Below are 17410 nucleotides of genomic sequence, written 5' to 3'. Positions count from 1 at the left end.
CCGTCACACAGAAAGACAGCGCATGAATGAAATCATCGATGCAGGTCAGCACTGGCCAATGCTCAACCCCAGGGTGGCCCAGCAGCAAATACGAGTCACCATGGCGGGGCAAAACGGATTGCAAGCCGTTAGCAGCGGAAAACCGCGCATGGGCCAGGCTGTGATAAATGGCAATGCCTATCCCATTCACCAGCCCGGATTGCAAGGCGGCGGCCTGGATGCTGAATTCACCCGTCAATAAGATGCCTCCCACTCAACAGAAAAGCCGCATGATGCGGCTTTTCTTTATCAGCTGCAGCAAGCCCCCGGCGGCTGGACTTGCGGGTATCAGAGGGTCAGTCCCGGCCTATCTGTTGCAACCGCAGCTTCGAGCCACTTCGAGTACACCCTCAATGGACGCAAGAGTTGGCCACCCGACTCGCAACTACCTTGAATAAAACCAGCGAACCACACCCGAACAGGAAAAGCTGCGTCGGGATGGTCTTCCTTTTCTTTATGTCATCGACTGCCACCCGCCCGATGATAATCAGCAAGGACACCAGGACGAGTGCGAAGCTGATGGCAAACACCGCAACCGGAGTCCCTCTCAGTGACCGTATGAATGGGGCGCAAGGGCTGAAAAGCCATGCAGCGAGCAGCGTATTCAGCACGATGAACAGCAGTGCATACGAGCGGGTTATTTGCATTTGACCCTTGCGCCTCTTGTGTGCCACTGCGAGACCGCTCCCGACTGAGCGTGACTAAGAAAAAACCCCGAAAGCCTTAAGCTATCGGGGTTTTGTCGTTACATGTCTTTCGGTGACATGTGAATTTAGTGGAGGCGGGAATCGAACCCAGGGCCGTTTTAAGCCAGTTCTACGTTACAAGGCTGCTTTCGTAAATTTGGGGCCGATTTGGGGCAATCGTACTCCGATTTCATGCCATATCGACTTGAACCATTGCTGACCTCCACCGCATCCCTACTTCAACGGCAAATAGCTATAACCCTTCTGCCGCGCTGGAATAGGCTGGCCTTCATCATCCACCAACAATTTGCCAATCAACTCATGATCAGGGATCTGCCTGCCAACGAATTCCCAACGGTCCTCCGCCCCGACACGCAGCGCACGACTGGACATGGTTGCGCCAGCACCAAACCACTGTGCAATCTCATAGGCCGCCACCACCACACCATCGACCACACCCAGTGCTGTTGAATGCTCCAGGGACTCACGCTCCTTGGCACTTACCCCATGCCAGAACTGCCGAACACTGTCGTACACCTCCATGGCGGACAGCGTCGGAGAGTAAGTATTCTGAATGTAAAACAACATGTACGGCTGATTAAGAGTACTTACGGCCACCGGATCAGCTGCAAAACGATTCACCTCGGAAGCCAGAATGCGACCACGCTGCACACCATGTCCACGCACCTCATTAGTCAGGTTCTCCAGACCTATCGCGTCAATAATGGCCGCCTCAACTTCAAAAGCAGTTTCCTCATCCGGCAACCCATATCGCAGCACCTCCACCAAGGGCCAATCCCCGGTAGCACCAAGAATATCCTCAATTCGCTGCGACTTTCTGGATTCGGAGGGTTTGGCTTTTAGGTGATCAAACGCACGGTTGTTGGCAGAAGCCTTGCCCACATAGAAAATCTCTCGCGTACGCGGATCAGTCAGTGCGTACACATAAAACCCCAGAACCTTGCGGGCCTGGGCAGTAAACACCGACAACGAATCATCACTCATAACGCCTCCAAGACAGGCTGCGGCAAAAAATTTGCCACATGACAAGCTGCAGAAATGCGCGACCTGCAAAGCCGCTCATGCATAATGCATCATACGTCAATTACGATAACGTCATCAAACTACGCCTTGCGCCCCGCTAACTCCTCCCCATACTGCTGCATCAAGAACAGGATCGCCGGCATCGCCGCGCCAGCCATGGCGCGCTTGATAAAAACAACTGAAAGGGCTAGTGCCACCTTGGTGGCATGATGGTGATAAATAAGCAGTAGCAACGGCACGGTGATGCTGGCCATGATGAGTTGTATGAACATGCCTTCAACCAGCAAGCCAACCCAAGCATCCCAAAGCTGGCGACTATTGGTCCAGGAGAAATGAGCGCCCACCCAGCTGGAAATCTGGAAGTGCGGTTGTATTACAGCCCCATCACAGCAAGAGCACAAGCAACGCCCCCAGCCTTAAAGCGTCAATAAACCAGCCTATCAGCTTGTGCATTTAACCAACCTCAGTCAGCTTGTTGCCTGTTGTCACGCAAGGGATATATCGCCCATGAGGTGACAATCCCATTAGCCAGCGCATCGCCCATATCGGGCTTGGCGCATTGCTCCTGTCGCTTGCCTTTATCCTCTGTGCCCTGGCACAGCATCACCTTTTGCGTACCCGGCAGGATGTTGGCATCACGGTGATAAAAAGCGATATAACCGTGATGATTGGGGATGTGCACCCACTGCTCCACCAGGTCGGGGTTGGCCTTGCCATCGCTGTATTTGATGACCCACTCTTTCAGGTAGCCCATGCGATTCGCTTGCAGGCTTCCATCGGGAGCATAGTTCCCATGCAGGCCGACAAAGGTTTTTTCCTGTGACTGCTCATCGGAGTACTGCCGTTGCACACCACCCAGGAACATACGAGAGCAGGAGGATATGCAAAAGCCGGACAAGGCGGTATTGAGCTTGTGCGCGCGGATGAACTCTCCCACTGCGTAGCCGGTACGGGCATCGCCACCATGTGAATTTCTCAATACCACAGTGCTGATGTCTGGATGACTCTCCAGCGTGCTTTCCAGCACCCGTAGCTCGATGCCGGTTACCGGCCCGGACATCAGCACGGCATGACCGCGTACTTCCACCTCCATAGCCTGCGCGGTACTCGCCAACGCCAACAGGGAGAAACCCGCTGCCAATCTTCGCTTCATCATGCTTCCTTCGCTGCGGGAGATTGCCCCGTAGTAGATGATACGGAATTTGCGCCCAGGTACATCCGCCGCAACACATCCGCCAGGTTCTTCACCGGCTCATTGCCGGGGGTATTGGGTAGACGGAAGGCCAGCAGTCCAGCCTGGCGCACCGCGGCATCGCGCTTTTTGTCTTGTTCTTCTTTACCGCGGTGGCTGCTGTCGTCCAGCTCGATTACCGCTACCACGCTCAGGTCTTTGCGGCATACCACAAAGTCCGCCACCTTCTGGCGCATGGTGCCGTACAGCGCCTTGTTCTGTTCGCCAGTACCGCCCTTGGTGCTGAGGATCTGGCTGAAACCCACCTGGGCCAGCACAATGAAATCCGGCGACAGGTGCTCTACCAGCCGCCAGTAACAGCCCTGCTCGCGCTCGGACAATAGTTTTTTGTTTTTCAGGCAGAAGCGCGCATTGCCGTAATCCATCGGCTTTTTAACCACAGGCGGAGACTCCTGCTCCGGCAGCGCCTCGGGCGCCGATACCGTGCGCGGTTCCTGCCTGCGATCAGGCTGCTTGCCACGGCCGCGTGAGCCGCGTCGCTGCTTGGGCAGCATCACGGCCAGCACGCCCACCGTCAGCATGATGATCAATGGCCATTTGATTGCCTGGAAGATCGGCGCCAGCAAGGATGGCGCAGGAGTAACAACCGGCAGAGGGGGTAGCTGTTGACTGGCTGCCAGAGTTGGCTGTGGGGTAAAACCCTGCACGGGCGGCATGGCTGGCGCGGTGGGTACGGGCTGCGGTGTGGTCTGCGCCGGCGTAGCGGGCTGCACCACTTGGCTAGGTGCGGGTTGCCCGGTATTCATCACCGTACAACCGGGGTAATTGCTATAGATGGGTCGACCGGTTTGCGGGTCAGTACAGGTGTAAACCTGGGCGGCTGCGCTGGCGCTGGCCAGTAGCAGGGATAAGGACAATACTTTAATCATCCAAACATCATATTGCTAAATCATAGGTACCGCCAGACAGGTGCATGCACCTCCCTCAGGAATTAATCACACAAGCCACCCTGCACCGGTGCAGGCTCTTTCGACTTGACCGGCGCGGGGGCCGACTGGGTAATGGGCGAGAAAGCTGCGCCCGTAATGTGAGACCACCTTGGTTACATTTGCAGTGGAGTACAGAAGAAGAACTGGGGGATGGGTGGTAACACCTTCTCCGATGACCGCATCACCATTCACCCGGACGCTTTCCACGGCAGCAGCAATTGCAGTACCAAACCTTTTGCTTGTACCGATGCTGCCATACTCACTCCTTGGGAACGTGAGGAACTCGGCGCCCTCCTCGTCCGAGAGAATCTTCTGGTCGATGTCTCCGAATCGCTGCATCACAGACTTGCTATCGAAGATACGGTTCAGGAAGGATTCTTGCTCCCAGGATGTGTCCTGCATCTCGTCGATAAATACCATAGGGAAACGCCGATGCACGACATTAACCAAATGGGGGCATGTTTTGAGAGCCAGGTCGGCATAGGCGAACATGTCGCGGTGCCGAAAAATTACAGCCTCCGTGAGCATCTTCTTAAGTCTCATCAGGTCTTATATGAGGCTGTGTGCGACGCAGGCAGCTTGCCACTTTCGACCTGCACTTCCAACGTCGCCGTTCGACAAAACAACGCGGTGGAGATGTCTTCCCTGTTGTGTTGATTCTCCAGATACATGCGAAGGCGAGTGAACTGTCCCAACTTGAGCAGAGACTTGGCCTTATCGACGAATACCATGTCATCAATGACGTCAACCTTCTGCCCCATGCTTCGCAGCATGAGCATTGCAAAGAACTGGTTGACGAAGCTATGGATGGTTACGATGAAATGGGGCTAACTGAGAAGCTGCGCGCCCTCCGTCGTCTCTCCAAGTCGGTGCGCGATCTCATCGCGGGCAACGTTGGTATGGCTGAGGACGCAGATGCCGTGGCGTACAACCGAGATTGCCGCTACAGCCCCAAGGTTGGTTATGTGGTGGACCTTTGAACGAGTACTAGCTGACCAATAGTAGCAATAATATGATTATTACATTGAAATGCTTTTACTTGCATGTTTTTGGTTTAGCACCGTGACAAAAGGCTGTTTTACTCTGCCAGTTACCATCGAGTTCTCAATTGGTATGTACATCTGCTTAGGCCAATAGTCTTTATATGAGCGATGATTTCTTCTTGAAACAACAAGCACCAAAGATAAGGAACTATTCAAAATAGATGACGTGACTCACATTGAAATGTTCTGGCTTTCCAAGTATGTGAATGCTACGGTGGATAAGTGGACGCAGTTCTACTGCGGGAACACTATAAGGCCAGCAGATGGCAGAAATACAAAAAAAGAAAACAGAAAAGCCGCAATCAGGAAGTATCGACGCTTGACTTTGCGATGTGTTTTGTCAATTCAATTAATGACTTTTTGTTAATTATATTGTATGCACTATGGAGTAGTGCATACAATACTGTAGATTGTGCTCGCCTTTTATCTAAAACGCGCTTTTTCCATACGACTAGCTTCTATCTGTCCTGCGTTTCGCATTAGGTCTCGGACGGCCTCCGCATTTTTTATTCCAATTAGCCACAATCCACTGATATATAAGTTAGACACGCCAAAAATTCTTAGCGTAAATGGGGAATATATTTGGCCACTGCCTAGATTGTGAATTTCATATGAATTAATGTTTTTACTTAAAATACCAGATTGTATGGTTAGTCTTTGCGATGTCATTCTGTATTTTGTGCATTTTATTTGCATCGCGGATTCTATGTGAACAAAAATCTGGAATGTAAAAACTATAACTCCAGACCAGAAAACTATCTTGTACCATGTGTCATCATTCTTCTCTGGTGTATTCGTATTTTGCGTGGCAATGGTGCTTTCATTTTCTTGGATTGATGCTGCAGCTTTTTTGCTGTGCTTAGTATTTTTCTGATGTTTCTTTGATTGCTTGTTTTCAATGGGCTGAGCTGTAGGCGCTGATGCGGCCATTGCTTCGGCATTCTTAAAATTGCTTTTGATAGGTTGCATAGCGGTTTGTATTAAAAACCAAATGATAAAGATAAAAAGCCATTTTATTATGCTAGGTATCATAGTGGCCAAGGATGGAGAGTCTTGCCATATCAGTGCTTCAGGGTCATAGTCCAAAACATGTTGCGCAATCGGCGTAACGTAGGCATTTCCAATGTCGGGATGTTTTTGTGCGGAAATATTGTCAATATGTTGAATTTTGTTGTTTTCTTTTTTCTTCAGTAGTACGTTTTCATTGTTGCCTAGTAATTTATCAATGTTTTCTTTCATTTTATAACTCCCTTCGCTGATTTGTTATTTCAGTACTTTTTGTCCGAATGACATCTTTCAAGAGGATGTCTCTTTGGGCTTTATTTTAAAGTGAAAGCACTATCCATATGCACGGTAATTCAATGTTTTGATGTGCCTGAGTGGTTAGCGTTGCCTGGTCCGTTTTTTGCATTAACTTCGCGAAATTCACTTTGCTGACACTGGGGTAGTTTTGGTATCTTTGCTCGTGTAAGTTTGCTGAATGTTTTGTTGTTTGGCAGAAATCATTACACTGTCACCCACCTTAAAGTAGGTTATTGGGTCTCCCGGTTTTAGATGACAAACCGAAATCTTTTCTGCATTGGCAGTAAGTTGTTCTCCCTCAATGCTTTCAAAAGTGATATCAACGCTTCCAACTCCACAGGGAATTGAAAACATGTTAATTGTCCCCGCTACCAATCCAGAGGCTGTGCCCGCAGCTGCACCAAGGACTGCACCAAAAGGTCCAAATGCAACACCACCTGCGGCACCTCCTGCAATAATTCCATTTTTTATCCCGCTGCCAAAATCCTTTAACTTGGCATCTGAATAGCCAATGTATTTACCAGTAAGAGGTAGTGTGGTGTTTGTGGCGCACCCAAGCAGGAGTGCCGTGAATGCGATTAGCATGGGGCTGTATAATGAACGAAAAGGAGTAAGTGTCATTATTGTTTTATTTCTTCTTGCGCATTCGCCTTTTGGAGAGATTCTGGATTTGTTGAGTTTACATTATCAGGTTCCAATTTCGACAAATTGGCGTAAGTTCTAAATTCAGATGCAACGGTGCTATCTGAATGGCGCAGTGTATTCATAACTTGCGCCATCCATGCTGGTTCTCTTACATCCACGGGATTGAATTCTTTCACGAATACCATGTCTTTCCCGTTGACAACTGAAATGGATTTTGCCTCACCTGCCAAAAATAATTTTTCTGCCGCCTTGTCCGGGCATTGGCGTTTGTAGACGATGAGGGCGCGACCATCTATATCATGGGTCGTTTGAGCAATCGTATCTTTTTCTTGAACTCCAGGACTCGGCTTGGAATAAGGGACGACCACCCCTTCATAAATACACTCCCTATACGCACTGAACATCGAAACTATAGGTTTTACGGCCACTTGAGCGACCTGTTCCTGATTTGGGGATGGTATTCCGCCCAAGAACTGCACTTGAATTGTGGCTGCATGAATACCAAGATAGATTAAGTCATCAATGAGAAACATAATTTATTCGTGAAGTTAGGTTTCGGATGAGAGTATGGAAAGTGTATTGTTGGCGGAATGATTGCTTGCCAACAGAGTGAGATATTTAATTTGTCAAGTTATTAAAATGTATGCTTTGTGTGGGCTAATCTTAAGCTGAGGATATGCACTCCACGCCAAAATGATATTCATATGATGTCGGCTTGAACTAATCCATACGGCCAGTTGCTGGGTTGATTCTATTAATCTGTGCGGCAATTTGCGGATACATGGACAGGACTTGACGACGGAATACTTCAATCTGATCTTCGGACAAGTTAATGCCTTTTAGCCGCGCCTCTGTTATGGTGACATTCATTTGGGTTTTGACGTTTTCTTGAAGCGGAACTGGTAGCTGTGCTTGTGCCTCATCTAGCAGTCGCTTAAAAGATACGGCATCGTAGCCGTTGGTTGCTGCTGGGTTGGTAGATACGGTGGCACTCGTCTTGCCGCTCAAAATGGGTATTAAGTTAGGTGCGCCAATTTCTTTGGCAATATCTAGCGGGGTTTTTCCGCGCTTGTCTTTGGCTGAGATATCAATGCCACCCCCATCCATAAATAGCTGTACGGCGACGTCATCCTTACGGCGAATAGCAGTAATAAATTGTTCTTGCGAATGATAGGAAAAACCCATTGCTGTTAAATTCTTCCGCGCCTCGATTTTGCTAGCAGTAACCGCTTGTGTAATCTGTGTGTTTGGTTGTGTAGTTTGCATTGGTACGACAGTTGCGATTTCTGCTGGGATGATTCCGGCAACTGCATCATGGTCAGGTTCTTGCACTTGTTGACCTGGAACTTCAATTCTGGCAATTAACACCCCTGGTATTTTTTTACGGATGTCATCAGTAACCCCTGCCATTTGCTTGGTCAGCCACTCAACCTCGTTTCCTCTGATTGAGTTTGCAATACCGTTAAACAGCCCACTAGTAAGGGATTCAGTCTTTTTAATGGTGTTATACATTACGTATGCCTTTACCCCTTTCTGGAAGGGATATACGCATATCTGAATGATTTCTGCCGAAGAGAAGAAAGGGTTCTTTATTGGTGCGGGGCGTTTTACGATTTCAGCGTAAGCTGAACTGCATTGGTATTCGACTACCGCGGTACCTCCGTACTGTTTTTGTACTGCGGTGGGACTATCAGGTCGTGAGGGCAGCACCGCAGGTAGGCTTCTGGCGTTGAACGTAACTGGAGTCGCCCAGGACGATAGCGCATCTCGAATCTGGTCAGCGACTTCTTGGGCGGAAGCCCCCGGAATTATCAGTTCAGTTTTTGCAGTTTTGACTTCAGTTTGGTCTTGTAGACTCCCCGCCATGGCTGGTGTGGTCGCAATAAGTGCCACCGAGATAGCAGATGACAATGCACGGATACGTGTAGACATTTCAATTTCCTAGCTTGCTTAAAAGTGTTATCAAAACAGCTTTTTTTCTTAACATATACTTACAATGATAGCATAAAAAATGACAATGGGAATTATGTTTTAGTCAAATAATATATATGTCTATTTAATTTGATTGAAATGTATCAAGCACTCTTACAAATCGTGCCCATGCGGTTCACAGCGCAATAGCCATACTGCTGGAGGCACAATCAGTACCGTGGAGCATTACGCGTGCCCGCAAGCTGTTTTGGCTGGTAGTGGGTGTTTCAACCGCGCCATGTTGTGACTCATGTCCATGCTGCAGCGTGGAGAGGCAATGGCGGTTACCAGTTATTTCCTCCTGGTGCAGGTATGCACGGTACTCATGGCTTGAGGCGTCTTTGGAGTGACCCTGACCCAGACCCTACCTAAGTTATTAGGTTGCCGGTTCGGATTTGGCTGCGATGGCTGAGTTCGAAGCCAAGTTTGGGCGGGCAGTCACTCTGAAATTGGAGGACACCTTTCGGTGCCTCCAATCCCTGTGTGACATCAGTAGTAATTTCGTTCAGAAGAATCCTAAACAACTTAGAAAGCGGGTACGCTCTGTGAAACCGAATGTTGCGCAACCTGTTCGCATCGTTTGCGTTGATGATGAAGCGAAGATTCAAACCGCAATCGAAAGGCGAGTCCGCGAACTGGCTAACGAATATGCCGTCCCAGGTAGGCAGCTACACATTTATGTTGTGGGCCGCTACCCAAAGGAGCGAGAGCATCTTCCGCCTGCCAGCATAGATAACCGAGTCAAACTCGAGTTCGTGACAGCACATTCCTCCAAGGGCTTGGAGGCCGACCATGTCATGGTGCCTAGAATGACCTCTGAAACGCTCGGGTTTCCAAGTCGCATAGAGGATGGCCCAGTGCAACAACTGGCGATGCCTGGTGGTGATACATTTGAAGACGCAGAGGAGCTTCGGCTTTTCTACCTCACCCTAACGCGTGCCCGTTCAACCGTTACCCTGGTTACCTTGGCGCATCGAAAGTCTACCTTTATCGCTGAATTGATTCGAGACCACGAATTAGAGGTTCATGACCTAAATGGCGAGATCGGGTCAGCACGCGCTTACCCTGAGTGCCAGGAAGGGCGGGACAGACCACCCCTCCTCCATCACTGGAAAAGGTAGCAGTAAGGAAGCGTTAAATTTTTACGCACCGGTGACAAAAAAAGCGCAAATCGTGACAAAAACGCTACAAATCGGCGGTGACAATTAATGTGCAAACGAGTGCCAAAACGGCCGCAAAGTTACACTTGTACCCCCGTTGTTTATGCACCCTTCATGCCCCCTGGAATGGGGGCATGTCAAGACGTGTCATGCCACGGTAAAAAGCCATAAAAAAACCCCGAGAGGCTTATTTCCCGGGGTTCTTGGCACACCGTGACACGGTGTGAAATGCTAATTTGGTGGGGCGGCGCCTACCGAAAAGTGAAGTTATCATTTTGATTTTAAATCAAATTATTATTTGATAATTTTATACATACCAACATAAGCACCAACATCTCATGCATGCTGGTTTACGCTAGATAGCTCTGTTCAGCCTCTTCCACTCTCTCTCCACCCGTGGAAAGTGAATGCCGACACTGATGTCAGCATTCTTGCAACATTGACAGTCTGCCTCACGGGTGGGAAAGCTTTATGCCGCAGCAGGTTTTCGGCTGCGTTTGGCCTTGGGTGCCTTGCCTGCGGACTCCCGGCTGGCAGCCAGGCGTTTGAGCAGCTCGCTGGCCGGTTCGTCGTTAGGGTCTTGTGGTACCAGCTCGCCACGGAAGGCTTTGGCCAATAGCGACGGCGTCAGGCGCTCGGCGGCAACCGTGGCGCTGGCTAGGCGGGCTTCGAGGCGGTCGGCGAAGGCGAACAGCGTTTCCACACGGCGGACGATTTCGGTTTGTTCGGCCAATGGCGGTATTGAAATCGGTGATTCAGCTATTTTACCAATAGTAAGGCGCTTAATTGCAGTGCCAAGCATCTTGCCAAGCATTTTTCCACGCCCTGTCGGGGAGTTTAAATAGTGTTGTAAATATATGGGCTTGAGGATTGATGATGGTCTTAAAACGCCGACACTGGATAGTAGGGATATTGGGTCTTCTAATGCATTAACACAGGCCAATCCAGTATTAACTCCATCCTTAACATACAGAACATCTTGTACCTTAACATCGCAACGAGCATAAATCTCAGCATGTGTTTCTTTGTTAACATAGGTAATAGAGCTTAAATCTAAATATCCCTCTCGAACATTTTTAGATGTGACGTACATGAAGTCACCAGATGACAAATTTACTGGCGAATGGTGTGTTCCATCGGTAATTTTCAAGCAAGCCTGGTCCAAAGAAATCCAACACCACCCTTGCGGTAATATTTCATCTGGATGCGGCTCGAGAGCTACAGTTTTTTTATAACCTCGTGGATTCGATATTGCTTTTTCAGCCAAACTTTTACTAAGAATATCTTCCGCAGTCTGGAAACTCTGCAAGTTGGGCCTGGCTTGACAAGTGCTGCATTCATTCTGCGTAACTGATGCTGGGTTGATTTCATCAGTCCATTCTGCATCCTTTCTACAGAGATTACATTGCTGCTTTTTAGCATCACTTCCAGCATTGCTATGCCGCTGTTGCTCCCTCCAGTCCGCAGTCAGTCGCCCACTGGTAGCGGCTGCAAGCACCGACTGACGGAAGCGTTTGAGGATGGGCGCCACACGGGCCAGGCGTTCGCGGCAGATATCGACCCGTGCCAAGGTTGCATCGAGCTTGTCGGCGATGCGTTTTTGTTCGGGGAAGGGGGCGAGTGGAATTTGTTCTGCAAGCACAAAATCTTTAGGCACACGCTTTAAGCCGACAGAGCCCGTCATGGCGACAGTTGCACGACGACGAAAATCTTGTGTGCTTAACCAGCCCAGAAGGAAGCGATTCAAAATGGCTTCCGTAGAACGAAACACCATGAATTCGCTACTGCCAGCACCTATTCCGCTTGGTAAGTCGCTGGCAATGCCCGCCTTTCCATTTTCAAAACATGGAGTAACTTTCGCCATCAAAACATCACCATTCTGAAAATGGGTATATGCTTTTTTGATGTCACCCCATGTTTTAACTTCAAAACCGAGTTGACTGCGAAAGTTTGTTCCCAAGTATTGCATCGGGGAGAACGCGCATTCAGTGTTTTCTGGTGCTACTGTTTTTGGGTTATAAATTGCAATTTCAGAAATTGCCACGGATGACCACCCCTTCGGCAATTCACTCATTCCGCCACCTCTTCACCCAGCTCGGCCAGAATCGCTGCCAACTCATCCAGCGCACCATTCAGCTCGTCGATGGCTTCGCGGGCCAGTACGGCTGGCTCTGGCAGGTCGGCGGCATCTTCTGCGTTGTCGTCTTTCAACCATGAGATGTCCAGGCTGTCGCCGCGCTCGTGAATCCAGTCACGGCGGAAGGCGCGGAAGCGGCCGGTTTCGCCCTGGTCGATACGTGCGCTGCTGCTGTAGGCGGCTTCGAAGTCGGCAAAGTGGGCGCGGGTAAGTGGGGTGCGCTTGCCGAATTTGGGCATGTTGGCGCGCAGGTCGTACACCCAGACTTGTTGGGTGCTGGCGGTGGCCTTGTCGCTGACCTTGCGAAAGAACAGCACATTGGTCTTGACGCCCTGGGCATAGAAAATGCCGGTGGGCAGGCGCAGGATGGTGTGCAGATCGCACTTGTCCATCAGGTCACGGCGGATGTCGGTACCGACGCCTGCTTCAAACAGCACGTTGTCGGGCAGGACGACGGCTGCGCGGCCGCCGTCTTTCAGGTGGCGGTAGATGTGCTGCAGGAAGGCCAGTTGCTTGTTGTTGGTATCAAAGGTGAGGTCGTCGCGGGTGGGGCCGCCGCCGCCCTTGGCCGTGCCAAACGGCGGGTTGCTGAGCATGATGTCGACCTTGGGCAGATGGCTACCGGCACTGCCCAGGGTATTGCCCAGATGGACCACGCCCTCGTTGTCGCCTTCCATGCCGTGCAACAGGCAGTTCATCAGTGCCAGACGGCGGGTGCCGGGCACCAATTCCATACCGAGATAGGCCCGGTTGCGCTGGAAGGCCTGCTGCTTGTCGGTCAGGTCGAACAGGTCGTCGGTTTGTGCCTTGATGTAGCTGTCGGCGGCAATCAGGAAGCCTGCGGTGCCTGCTGCCGGGTCCTGAATGGTTTCACCGGCTTGCGGAGCAAGCAGCGCGACGATGCTGTCGATCAACGGGCGTGGGGTGAAGTACTGCCCGGCACCGGATTTGGTTTCGTTGGCGTTTTTTTCCAGCAGGCCTTCATACAGGTCGCCCAGGCCGTCTTTTTGTGCCGAAAACCAGTCGAGGCTATCCAGTGCGGTAATCAGTTGTTCTAGATGGCGCGGTTCGCGCAGACGAGTCTGCGCATCGGCATAAATGGCGGCAATCAGCGGGTCCTGATCCACGCTGAGTTTCAGCAGGGTCTGGCGATAATAGTTGAGCAGGTTGATGCCGGATAGCTTGGTCAGGACATCCCAGCGGGCGTACTCCGGCAGTTTATGCTGTTGCAGGACGCCGGACTGGGTGTTCTCGTATTCCATTTTGATGAACAGCAGCAGGACCAGTTCGGTCACGTAGTCGCTGTAGTTGATGCCGTCGTCGCGCAGTACATCGCACAGGCTCCAGAGCTTCTGGACAATATCGTTTTGGTTCATGGTGTTTGTCAGTAGTAATGCGGGCGGCAGCACAGGGGTGTCACGCTGCTGCCGGGAGAAAGATGTCGGGATTGTAACGATGGCCCCGCCTTTTGCCTAATGCGGGACCTGTCGTGTTTTATGCGGCGTCGGCCCACAGGGTTTCGGCCAGTTGGTCCAGTACGGTATTCAGTTGCTGGCCAAGGAGTTTATCCAGCCCCTGGGCACCGCCACTTTGTGCAAATGCAGGGTTGCTGTTGATGAAGTCGCGATCGATGACGGCTTCGTGGGTGAGTTGCTTGGCCAGCCGCTCCAGCCATTTGCGCTGTACGGGTGTCCAGGCTTGGGCCTGGTAGATCCTGGTCATGGCATTGCCCACCCGCTGTTCGAACGATAGCAGGGCGCTGCCAATGGCGGTTTGCCGGATATAGCCGATGATGCCTGCGGCGATGTCCTGGTTGGTCTGGGTGCGCCAGGCGGCTTTCAGCCGGGCTTCGTTGAAGCCGTTCTGGTCCAGCAGCAGGCGTACTTCTTTTAGTTGCTCGCGGGTGAGGTCTTTGGGGCGCTTGACCACTACCGACAAGGCGACAGACTGGTTGAGCTGCTGGGTAATGAAGTGATGGAAGCTTTCCAGAAAGTCCGCTGGTTTGCCGTGGTCACCATAGGTTTGCTCGCGGCTGACCAGCTTGTCCTCGTGTTGGGAGATAACGGGCCGATACTGGCTGCCAATCAGCTGGTTGACTTCATCTAGTTGCCGGGTCAGTGTCTTGTGCTGTTTCAAAAACTGCGAGGCTGCCTGCGGGCCCATCTGGTGCAGGTGTTGATGCAGTTTGGCGGGCTCGACGCCCCATTGCTGTGACAGCTCGTCCAGCTTTTGGCGTAGCTGCGGGTTCTTTTCGGCCTTGTTCTCGGCCTTGCGCAGCACACGCATTACCTTCTGGCTGATCATGGCCAGCACGTCGTCGGCGTGGGTTTTGTTTTCGGCACTGCCGGGCACGGTTTGGCTGGCCGGGTCGTCCAGCTCATCAATCAGTTGGTCCAGCGTGATGGCGACATTCTTCACCAGGGGTTTCATGGTGTTGACGTCTTCCAGCGCAGCATAGATGTCTACCGGGTCGTAAATCTTGAACACGGTTTTGCCGATGTCGTCGCAACAGCGGGTGGCCCGGCCTATCATCTGCTCATACAGAATGCGGGAGCGTACCCGGCGCATGAAGACCAAGTGGCAGATGCGTGGCACGTCGATGCCGGTGGTGAGCAGGTCTACGGTAATGGCGATGTTGGGGTATTGCTCGTTCTTGTAGCGGCGGATCAGCTGGTCCACCTTGTCGGATTTGCCGGTGATCTTCTTGACAGCTTCCTGGTTGTATTCTTCGCCGTACAGCTCTTTGAATGCCTCGTCCAGCAGGCGTTTTACCATGTCGGCATGGGCGTCGGTGGCGCAAAAAATCATGGTCTTTTCATCGCCAAACGGGTCGAGTTCTTTGGCGAGTTCAGTGCAGATTACCCGGTTAAATGATTCGGTAATGACGCCCCGGTTGAAGCTTTCGACGTCGAAATTGAGGTCGTCGTCCAGATGTGCCGTTTCAATTTCGCCGCTGCGGGTGTCAACTACGGTGACTGTGCTGCCTTTGGCAAAGGTTATGCCATTTTGGGACAGCAGTGTTTCGTAGCGGATGGGTGGTTCGTGGTCGATCAGCCAGTCGTCGGCGACGGCTTCACGGTAGCTGTAGGTATAGACGGGGTGGCCGAAGATATCCGAGGTGTGCTTGGCTGGCGTGGCGGTGAGGGCAATCTTGACGGCGTCAAAGTAGTCCAGCACTTGGCGATAGCGTGACTGGTACTGCACCTGGTCGCGCATGGCCTGTTCGCCTTCGGTCATTTCCTGGTCCAGAGTGTAGCCGCGGTGGGCTTCGTCCACGATGATGCAGTCGTATGCGCCGACGCCCGGCGGGTTGTCAGAGGACAATACCCGTTTGACCATGGCCTGCACTGTGGCCACGTGCACGCGGTCTGCGTCATCGGCGATCAGGTCGTCCAGCTCGGCAATATTGTAATGCTTGGAAAGCGGCAGGTTCTGTTCGAGGATGGCTTCGTCAAATGTGCCCTGGGCCTGGTCGCCCAGCGCAGTGCGGTCCACCAGGAACAGAATGCGCTTGAAGCGCTCTGCCTTGAGGAAGCGATAAATCAGGCCAATGATGGTGCGGGTTTTGCCAGTGCCGGTGGCCATGGCCAGCAGGGCTTGGCGCTGGTCGTTGGCAAGGGCTTTCTCAACTTCTTGAATGGCCAGTTCCTGATAGGGACGCAACTTGAGGTAGGCGAACCCTTCGCTGGCCAGTTTTTGTTCGGCTTCTTCCTTGCTGCGGGATAGCAGGTCCAGCAGTTGTTCCGGGCGATGGAAGTCCACCAACGGACGTGCCAGATTGCTGTTCTTGCGTACATCGCGGAACCAGGTGCCACTCAGTTCTGCCGATTGTTTGATGTAGGGACGGCCATTGCACGAGTAGACAAAGGGCAACTGGTATAACTGCGGCAAGGTTTCATATGGCCCGGCTGCCCATGGGGCGTTTTGCCCGGCCAGCTGCCAGGCTGGCTTCAGTCCGTGGGTGTTGGCCAGGCTGCGGGAGTAGCGTTCGGCCTGCTCAATCTTGCCGGAGACATTTACGTTTTTCCGTTTGGCTTCAACGGCGGCAATCGGGGTAAGCCCGGCAAACAGGACGTAGTCGGCAGACTGTTTGCCACTGCATGGCCATTCGGCAATGGCTTTGTTTTTGCCAATCTCCGGCCGTGCACCCTTGGCGTAGGTCAGGGTAGTGGTATCAGCCTCCCACCCCGCAGCAATCAGCTGCTGGTCAATGATGATGCGGGTGAGGGCTTCGTCCAGATGGATATGCTTGCCCGCCGCGGCTGTCTTCTTGCGGTTCTGCTGGCTGGTGCTCTGGTCCAGTCTGGCTTGCAGCGCAGCCAGTTGCTGTTCGAAATCCGTGCGCATCGACACCAGTCGTGCTTCATGTTCCCGTGCCAGCGCTTCATAGGTGTGTGCCTCCACCTCCATCTGCTTGGCCAGTACCTCATACTGCTCACGTTCCTGCTCCAGCAGGCTGACTAGTTCCTGATTATTTTCCTGCGCCTGGCGGGTGTCACTCAGCGTGGCCTTGAGTTTCTCAATCTGCTCCTGCAGGTCGCGCAGCTGCACGCTTGGGTCTGCCGGGGGCGTGAAGGTACCCGGTTTGAAATTCAGCCCTGCTTTGCTAAACGATTGATGGAACCAGATGGCCAGCGCACGGGCTACCCGCAGCCCGTCCATGGCGTCCTTGTGTCGCGTCTGGAACTGGTGCGTGGCGCGGTTACCTTCAATGCGCAAGGTGTGAAACAGGCTCAGTACCTGCGCATCCAGGTTCAGCTCGCGCTTGAGCTTCTGCAGCAGGTCTATCTGGTTGGTCTGGTCGTCAAACGGCACCCCGCTGCGTACGGCCAGATCTTGCGCCATGGCCTCACCCAACTGGCGTAGCTTGATCAGCGTGGTATTGGGGTCGCTGGCAAATACACGTTCTGCGGCAACGGCCAGTTCGACAAACAAGCTGGAGTGTTCTGCCAGAAAATCGAAATTGCTTTGGCTCATTCTTGGGTCTGCCATGTGATCAGGGGTGCATGACCCAGCCTTGGCGCTTGGGTTGCCATGTCTGGACGCAGCGGGTCATCTAAATTGGCATCTATTCTAACTGCATTGCCTGCAAGGTTCATGCAATTCGGGTGCCGATAGCAACAACGCTATTGTGCAGACTCGACTCATTCATTGCCAGTCAAGCTGATTAGGGAGGGCCGCCTCCCCTTTTGGGATAAAAAT

The 17410-nt window shown here is 52.0% G+C and carries 15 protein-coding genes; 3 read left to right on the top strand and 12 right to left on the bottom strand.

What is annotated here, in order from left to right; all coding sequences use genetic code 11:
- Positions 1–22: 22 nt before the first annotated feature.
- Positions 23–241 carry a hypothetical protein gene (locus DFR38_RS20850; protein ID WP_146215887.1) on the top strand — a complete coding sequence of 73 codons (219 nt, stop codon included), beginning with the start codon at positions 23–25 and terminating at the stop codon, positions 239–241.
- Between the two features lie 718 nt (positions 242–959).
- On the opposite strand, the gene DFR38_RS00845 is transcribed toward DFR38_RS20850, so the two are convergent.
- The 5 genes from DFR38_RS00845 to DFR38_RS21390 all read right to left on the bottom strand — a co-directional run bounded on the left by DFR38_RS00845 (position 960) and on the right by DFR38_RS21390 (position 4493).
- Positions 960–1730, bottom strand: coding sequence for an LEM-3-like GIY-YIG domain-containing protein (locus DFR38_RS00845; RefSeq protein ID WP_059285607.1), 771 nt, complete (start codon positions 1728–1730; stop codon positions 960–962).
- 119 nt (positions 1731–1849) lie between these two features.
- The gene (locus DFR38_RS00840; RefSeq protein ID WP_110312862.1) at positions 1850–2041 is read right to left on the bottom strand and encodes a hypothetical protein; all 192 of its coding nucleotides are present in this window, start codon (positions 2039–2041) and stop codon (positions 1850–1852) included.
- A gap of 191 nt (positions 2042–2232) precedes the next feature.
- Positions 2233–2925: a hypothetical protein gene (locus DFR38_RS00835; RefSeq protein ID WP_146215886.1), complete on the bottom strand. Its 693-nt coding sequence runs from the start codon at positions 2923–2925 to the stop codon at positions 2233–2235.
- Positions 2922–3890: a DUF2726 domain-containing protein gene (locus tag DFR38_RS00830; RefSeq protein ID WP_082693375.1), complete on the bottom strand. Its 969-nt coding sequence runs from the start codon at positions 3888–3890 to the stop codon at positions 2922–2924. The genes DFR38_RS00835 and DFR38_RS00830 overlap by 4 nt, the downstream gene beginning before the upstream one ends.
- A 66-nt stretch (positions 3891–3956) precedes the next feature.
- Entirely contained in the window at positions 3957–4493 is a 537-nt protein-coding gene (locus DFR38_RS21390; RefSeq protein WP_211310694.1) for a UvrD-helicase domain-containing protein, read from the bottom strand.
- Between the two features lie 20 nt (positions 4494–4513).
- Between DFR38_RS21390 and DFR38_RS21385 the strand changes: the two genes are divergently transcribed.
- Positions 4514–4930 (top strand): hypothetical protein, encoded by a 417-nt coding sequence (locus tag DFR38_RS21385; protein WP_204377448.1) that lies wholly within the window; start codon positions 4514–4516, stop codon positions 4928–4930.
- A gap of 486 nt (positions 4931–5416) precedes the next feature.
- On the opposite strand, the gene DFR38_RS00820 is transcribed toward DFR38_RS21385, so the two are convergent.
- The 4 genes from DFR38_RS00820 to DFR38_RS00810 all read right to left on the bottom strand — a co-directional run bounded on the left by DFR38_RS00820 (position 5417) and on the right by DFR38_RS00810 (position 8872).
- Entirely contained in the window at positions 5417–6232 is an 816-nt protein-coding gene (locus DFR38_RS00820) for a YdbT family protein (RefSeq protein WP_059285613.1), read from the bottom strand.
- Positions 6233–6418: 186 nt separating this feature from the next.
- On the bottom strand, positions 6419–6916 hold the full coding sequence (locus DFR38_RS20845; protein ID WP_146215885.1) for a hypothetical protein: 498 nt from the start codon (positions 6914–6916) through the stop codon (positions 6419–6421).
- Complete coding sequence (locus DFR38_RS20840) at positions 6916–7473, bottom strand: hypothetical protein (protein WP_059285614.1); 558 nt, start codon at positions 7471–7473, stop codon at positions 6916–6918. The genes DFR38_RS20845 and DFR38_RS20840 overlap by 1 nt, the downstream gene beginning before the upstream one ends.
- Positions 7474–7660: 187 nt before the next feature.
- Positions 7661–8872, bottom strand: a complete 1212-nt coding sequence (locus tag DFR38_RS00810; RefSeq protein ID WP_146215884.1) for a hypothetical protein — start codon at positions 8870–8872, stop codon at positions 7661–7663.
- 443 nt (positions 8873–9315) lie between these two features.
- On the opposite strand from DFR38_RS00810, the gene DFR38_RS21820 reads away from it, so the two are divergent.
- Positions 9316–10032, top strand: coding sequence for a 3'-5' exonuclease (locus tag DFR38_RS21820; protein ID WP_059285616.1), 717 nt, complete (start codon positions 9316–9318; stop codon positions 10030–10032).
- A 508-nt stretch (positions 10033–10540) separates the two neighbouring features.
- Here the strand turns inward: DFR38_RS21820 and DFR38_RS20835 are convergent.
- From DFR38_RS20835 to hsdR, 3 genes are all read right to left on the bottom strand, one after another.
- Positions 10541–12145, bottom strand: a complete 1605-nt coding sequence (locus tag DFR38_RS20835; protein WP_082693376.1) for a restriction endonuclease subunit S — start codon at positions 12143–12145, stop codon at positions 10541–10543.
- Positions 12142–13584 (bottom strand): class I SAM-dependent DNA methyltransferase, encoded by a 1443-nt coding sequence (locus tag DFR38_RS00790; RefSeq protein ID WP_059285619.1) that lies wholly within the window; start codon positions 13582–13584, stop codon positions 12142–12144. Before DFR38_RS00790 ends, DFR38_RS20835 begins: the two co-directional genes overlap by 4 nt.
- Before the next feature lie 118 nt (positions 13585–13702).
- Positions 13703–17185: a type I restriction-modification system endonuclease gene (gene hsdR, locus DFR38_RS00785; protein ID WP_059285620.1), complete on the bottom strand. Its 3483-nt coding sequence runs from the start codon at positions 17183–17185 to the stop codon at positions 13703–13705.
- Positions 17186–17410 lie beyond the last annotated feature (225 nt).

The sequence above is a fragment of the Aquitalea magnusonii genome (genome assembly GCF_003202035.1).
Lineage (GTDB): Bacteria > Pseudomonadota > Gammaproteobacteria > Burkholderiales > Chromobacteriaceae > Aquitalea > Aquitalea magnusonii.
This window is presented reverse-complemented; position numbering and strand designations above follow the sequence as displayed.

Coding starts and splice junctions, on each gene's coding strand:
- DFR38_RS20840 (WP_059285614.1), bottom strand. CDS start 7,473: ATGTTTCTCATTGATGACTTAATCTATCTTGGTATTCATGCAGCCACA.
- DFR38_RS00835 (WP_146215886.1), bottom strand. CDS start 2,925: ATGATGAAGCGAAGATTGGCAGCGGGTTTCTCCCTGTTGGCGTTGGCG.
- DFR38_RS21390 (WP_211310694.1), bottom strand. CDS start 4,493: ATGAGACTTAAGAAGATGCTCACGGAGGCTGTAATTTTTCGGCACCGC.
- DFR38_RS20835 (WP_082693376.1), bottom strand. CDS start 12,145: ATGAGTGAATTGCCGAAGGGGTGGTCATCCGTGGCAATTTCTGAAATT.
- DFR38_RS00840 (WP_110312862.1), bottom strand. CDS start 2,041: ATGTTCATACAACTCATCATGGCCAGCATCACCGTGCCGTTGCTACTG.
- hsdR (WP_059285620.1), bottom strand. CDS start 17,185: ATGAGCCAAAGCAATTTCGATTTTCTGGCAGAACACTCCAGCTTGTTT.
- DFR38_RS00820 (WP_059285613.1), bottom strand. CDS start 6,232: ATGAAAGAAAACATTGATAAATTACTAGGCAACAATGAAAACGTACTA.
- DFR38_RS20850 (WP_146215887.1), top strand. CDS start 23: ATGAATGAAATCATCGATGCAGGTCAGCACTGGCCAATGCTCAACCCC.
- DFR38_RS21820 (WP_059285616.1), top strand. CDS start 9,316: ATGGCTGAGTTCGAAGCCAAGTTTGGGCGGGCAGTCACTCTGAAATTG.
- DFR38_RS00845 (WP_059285607.1), bottom strand. CDS start 1,730: ATGAGTGATGATTCGTTGTCGGTGTTTACTGCCCAGGCCCGCAAGGTT.
- DFR38_RS00830 (WP_082693375.1), bottom strand. CDS start 3,890: ATGATTAAAGTATTGTCCTTATCCCTGCTACTGGCCAGCGCCAGCGCA.
- DFR38_RS00810 (WP_146215884.1), bottom strand. CDS start 8,872: ATGTCTACACGTATCCGTGCATTGTCATCTGCTATCTCGGTGGCACTT.
- DFR38_RS20845 (WP_146215885.1), bottom strand. CDS start 6,916: ATGACACTTACTCCTTTTCGTTCATTATACAGCCCCATGCTAATCGCA.
- DFR38_RS00790 (WP_059285619.1), bottom strand. CDS start 13,584: ATGAACCAAAACGATATTGTCCAGAAGCTCTGGAGCCTGTGCGATGTA.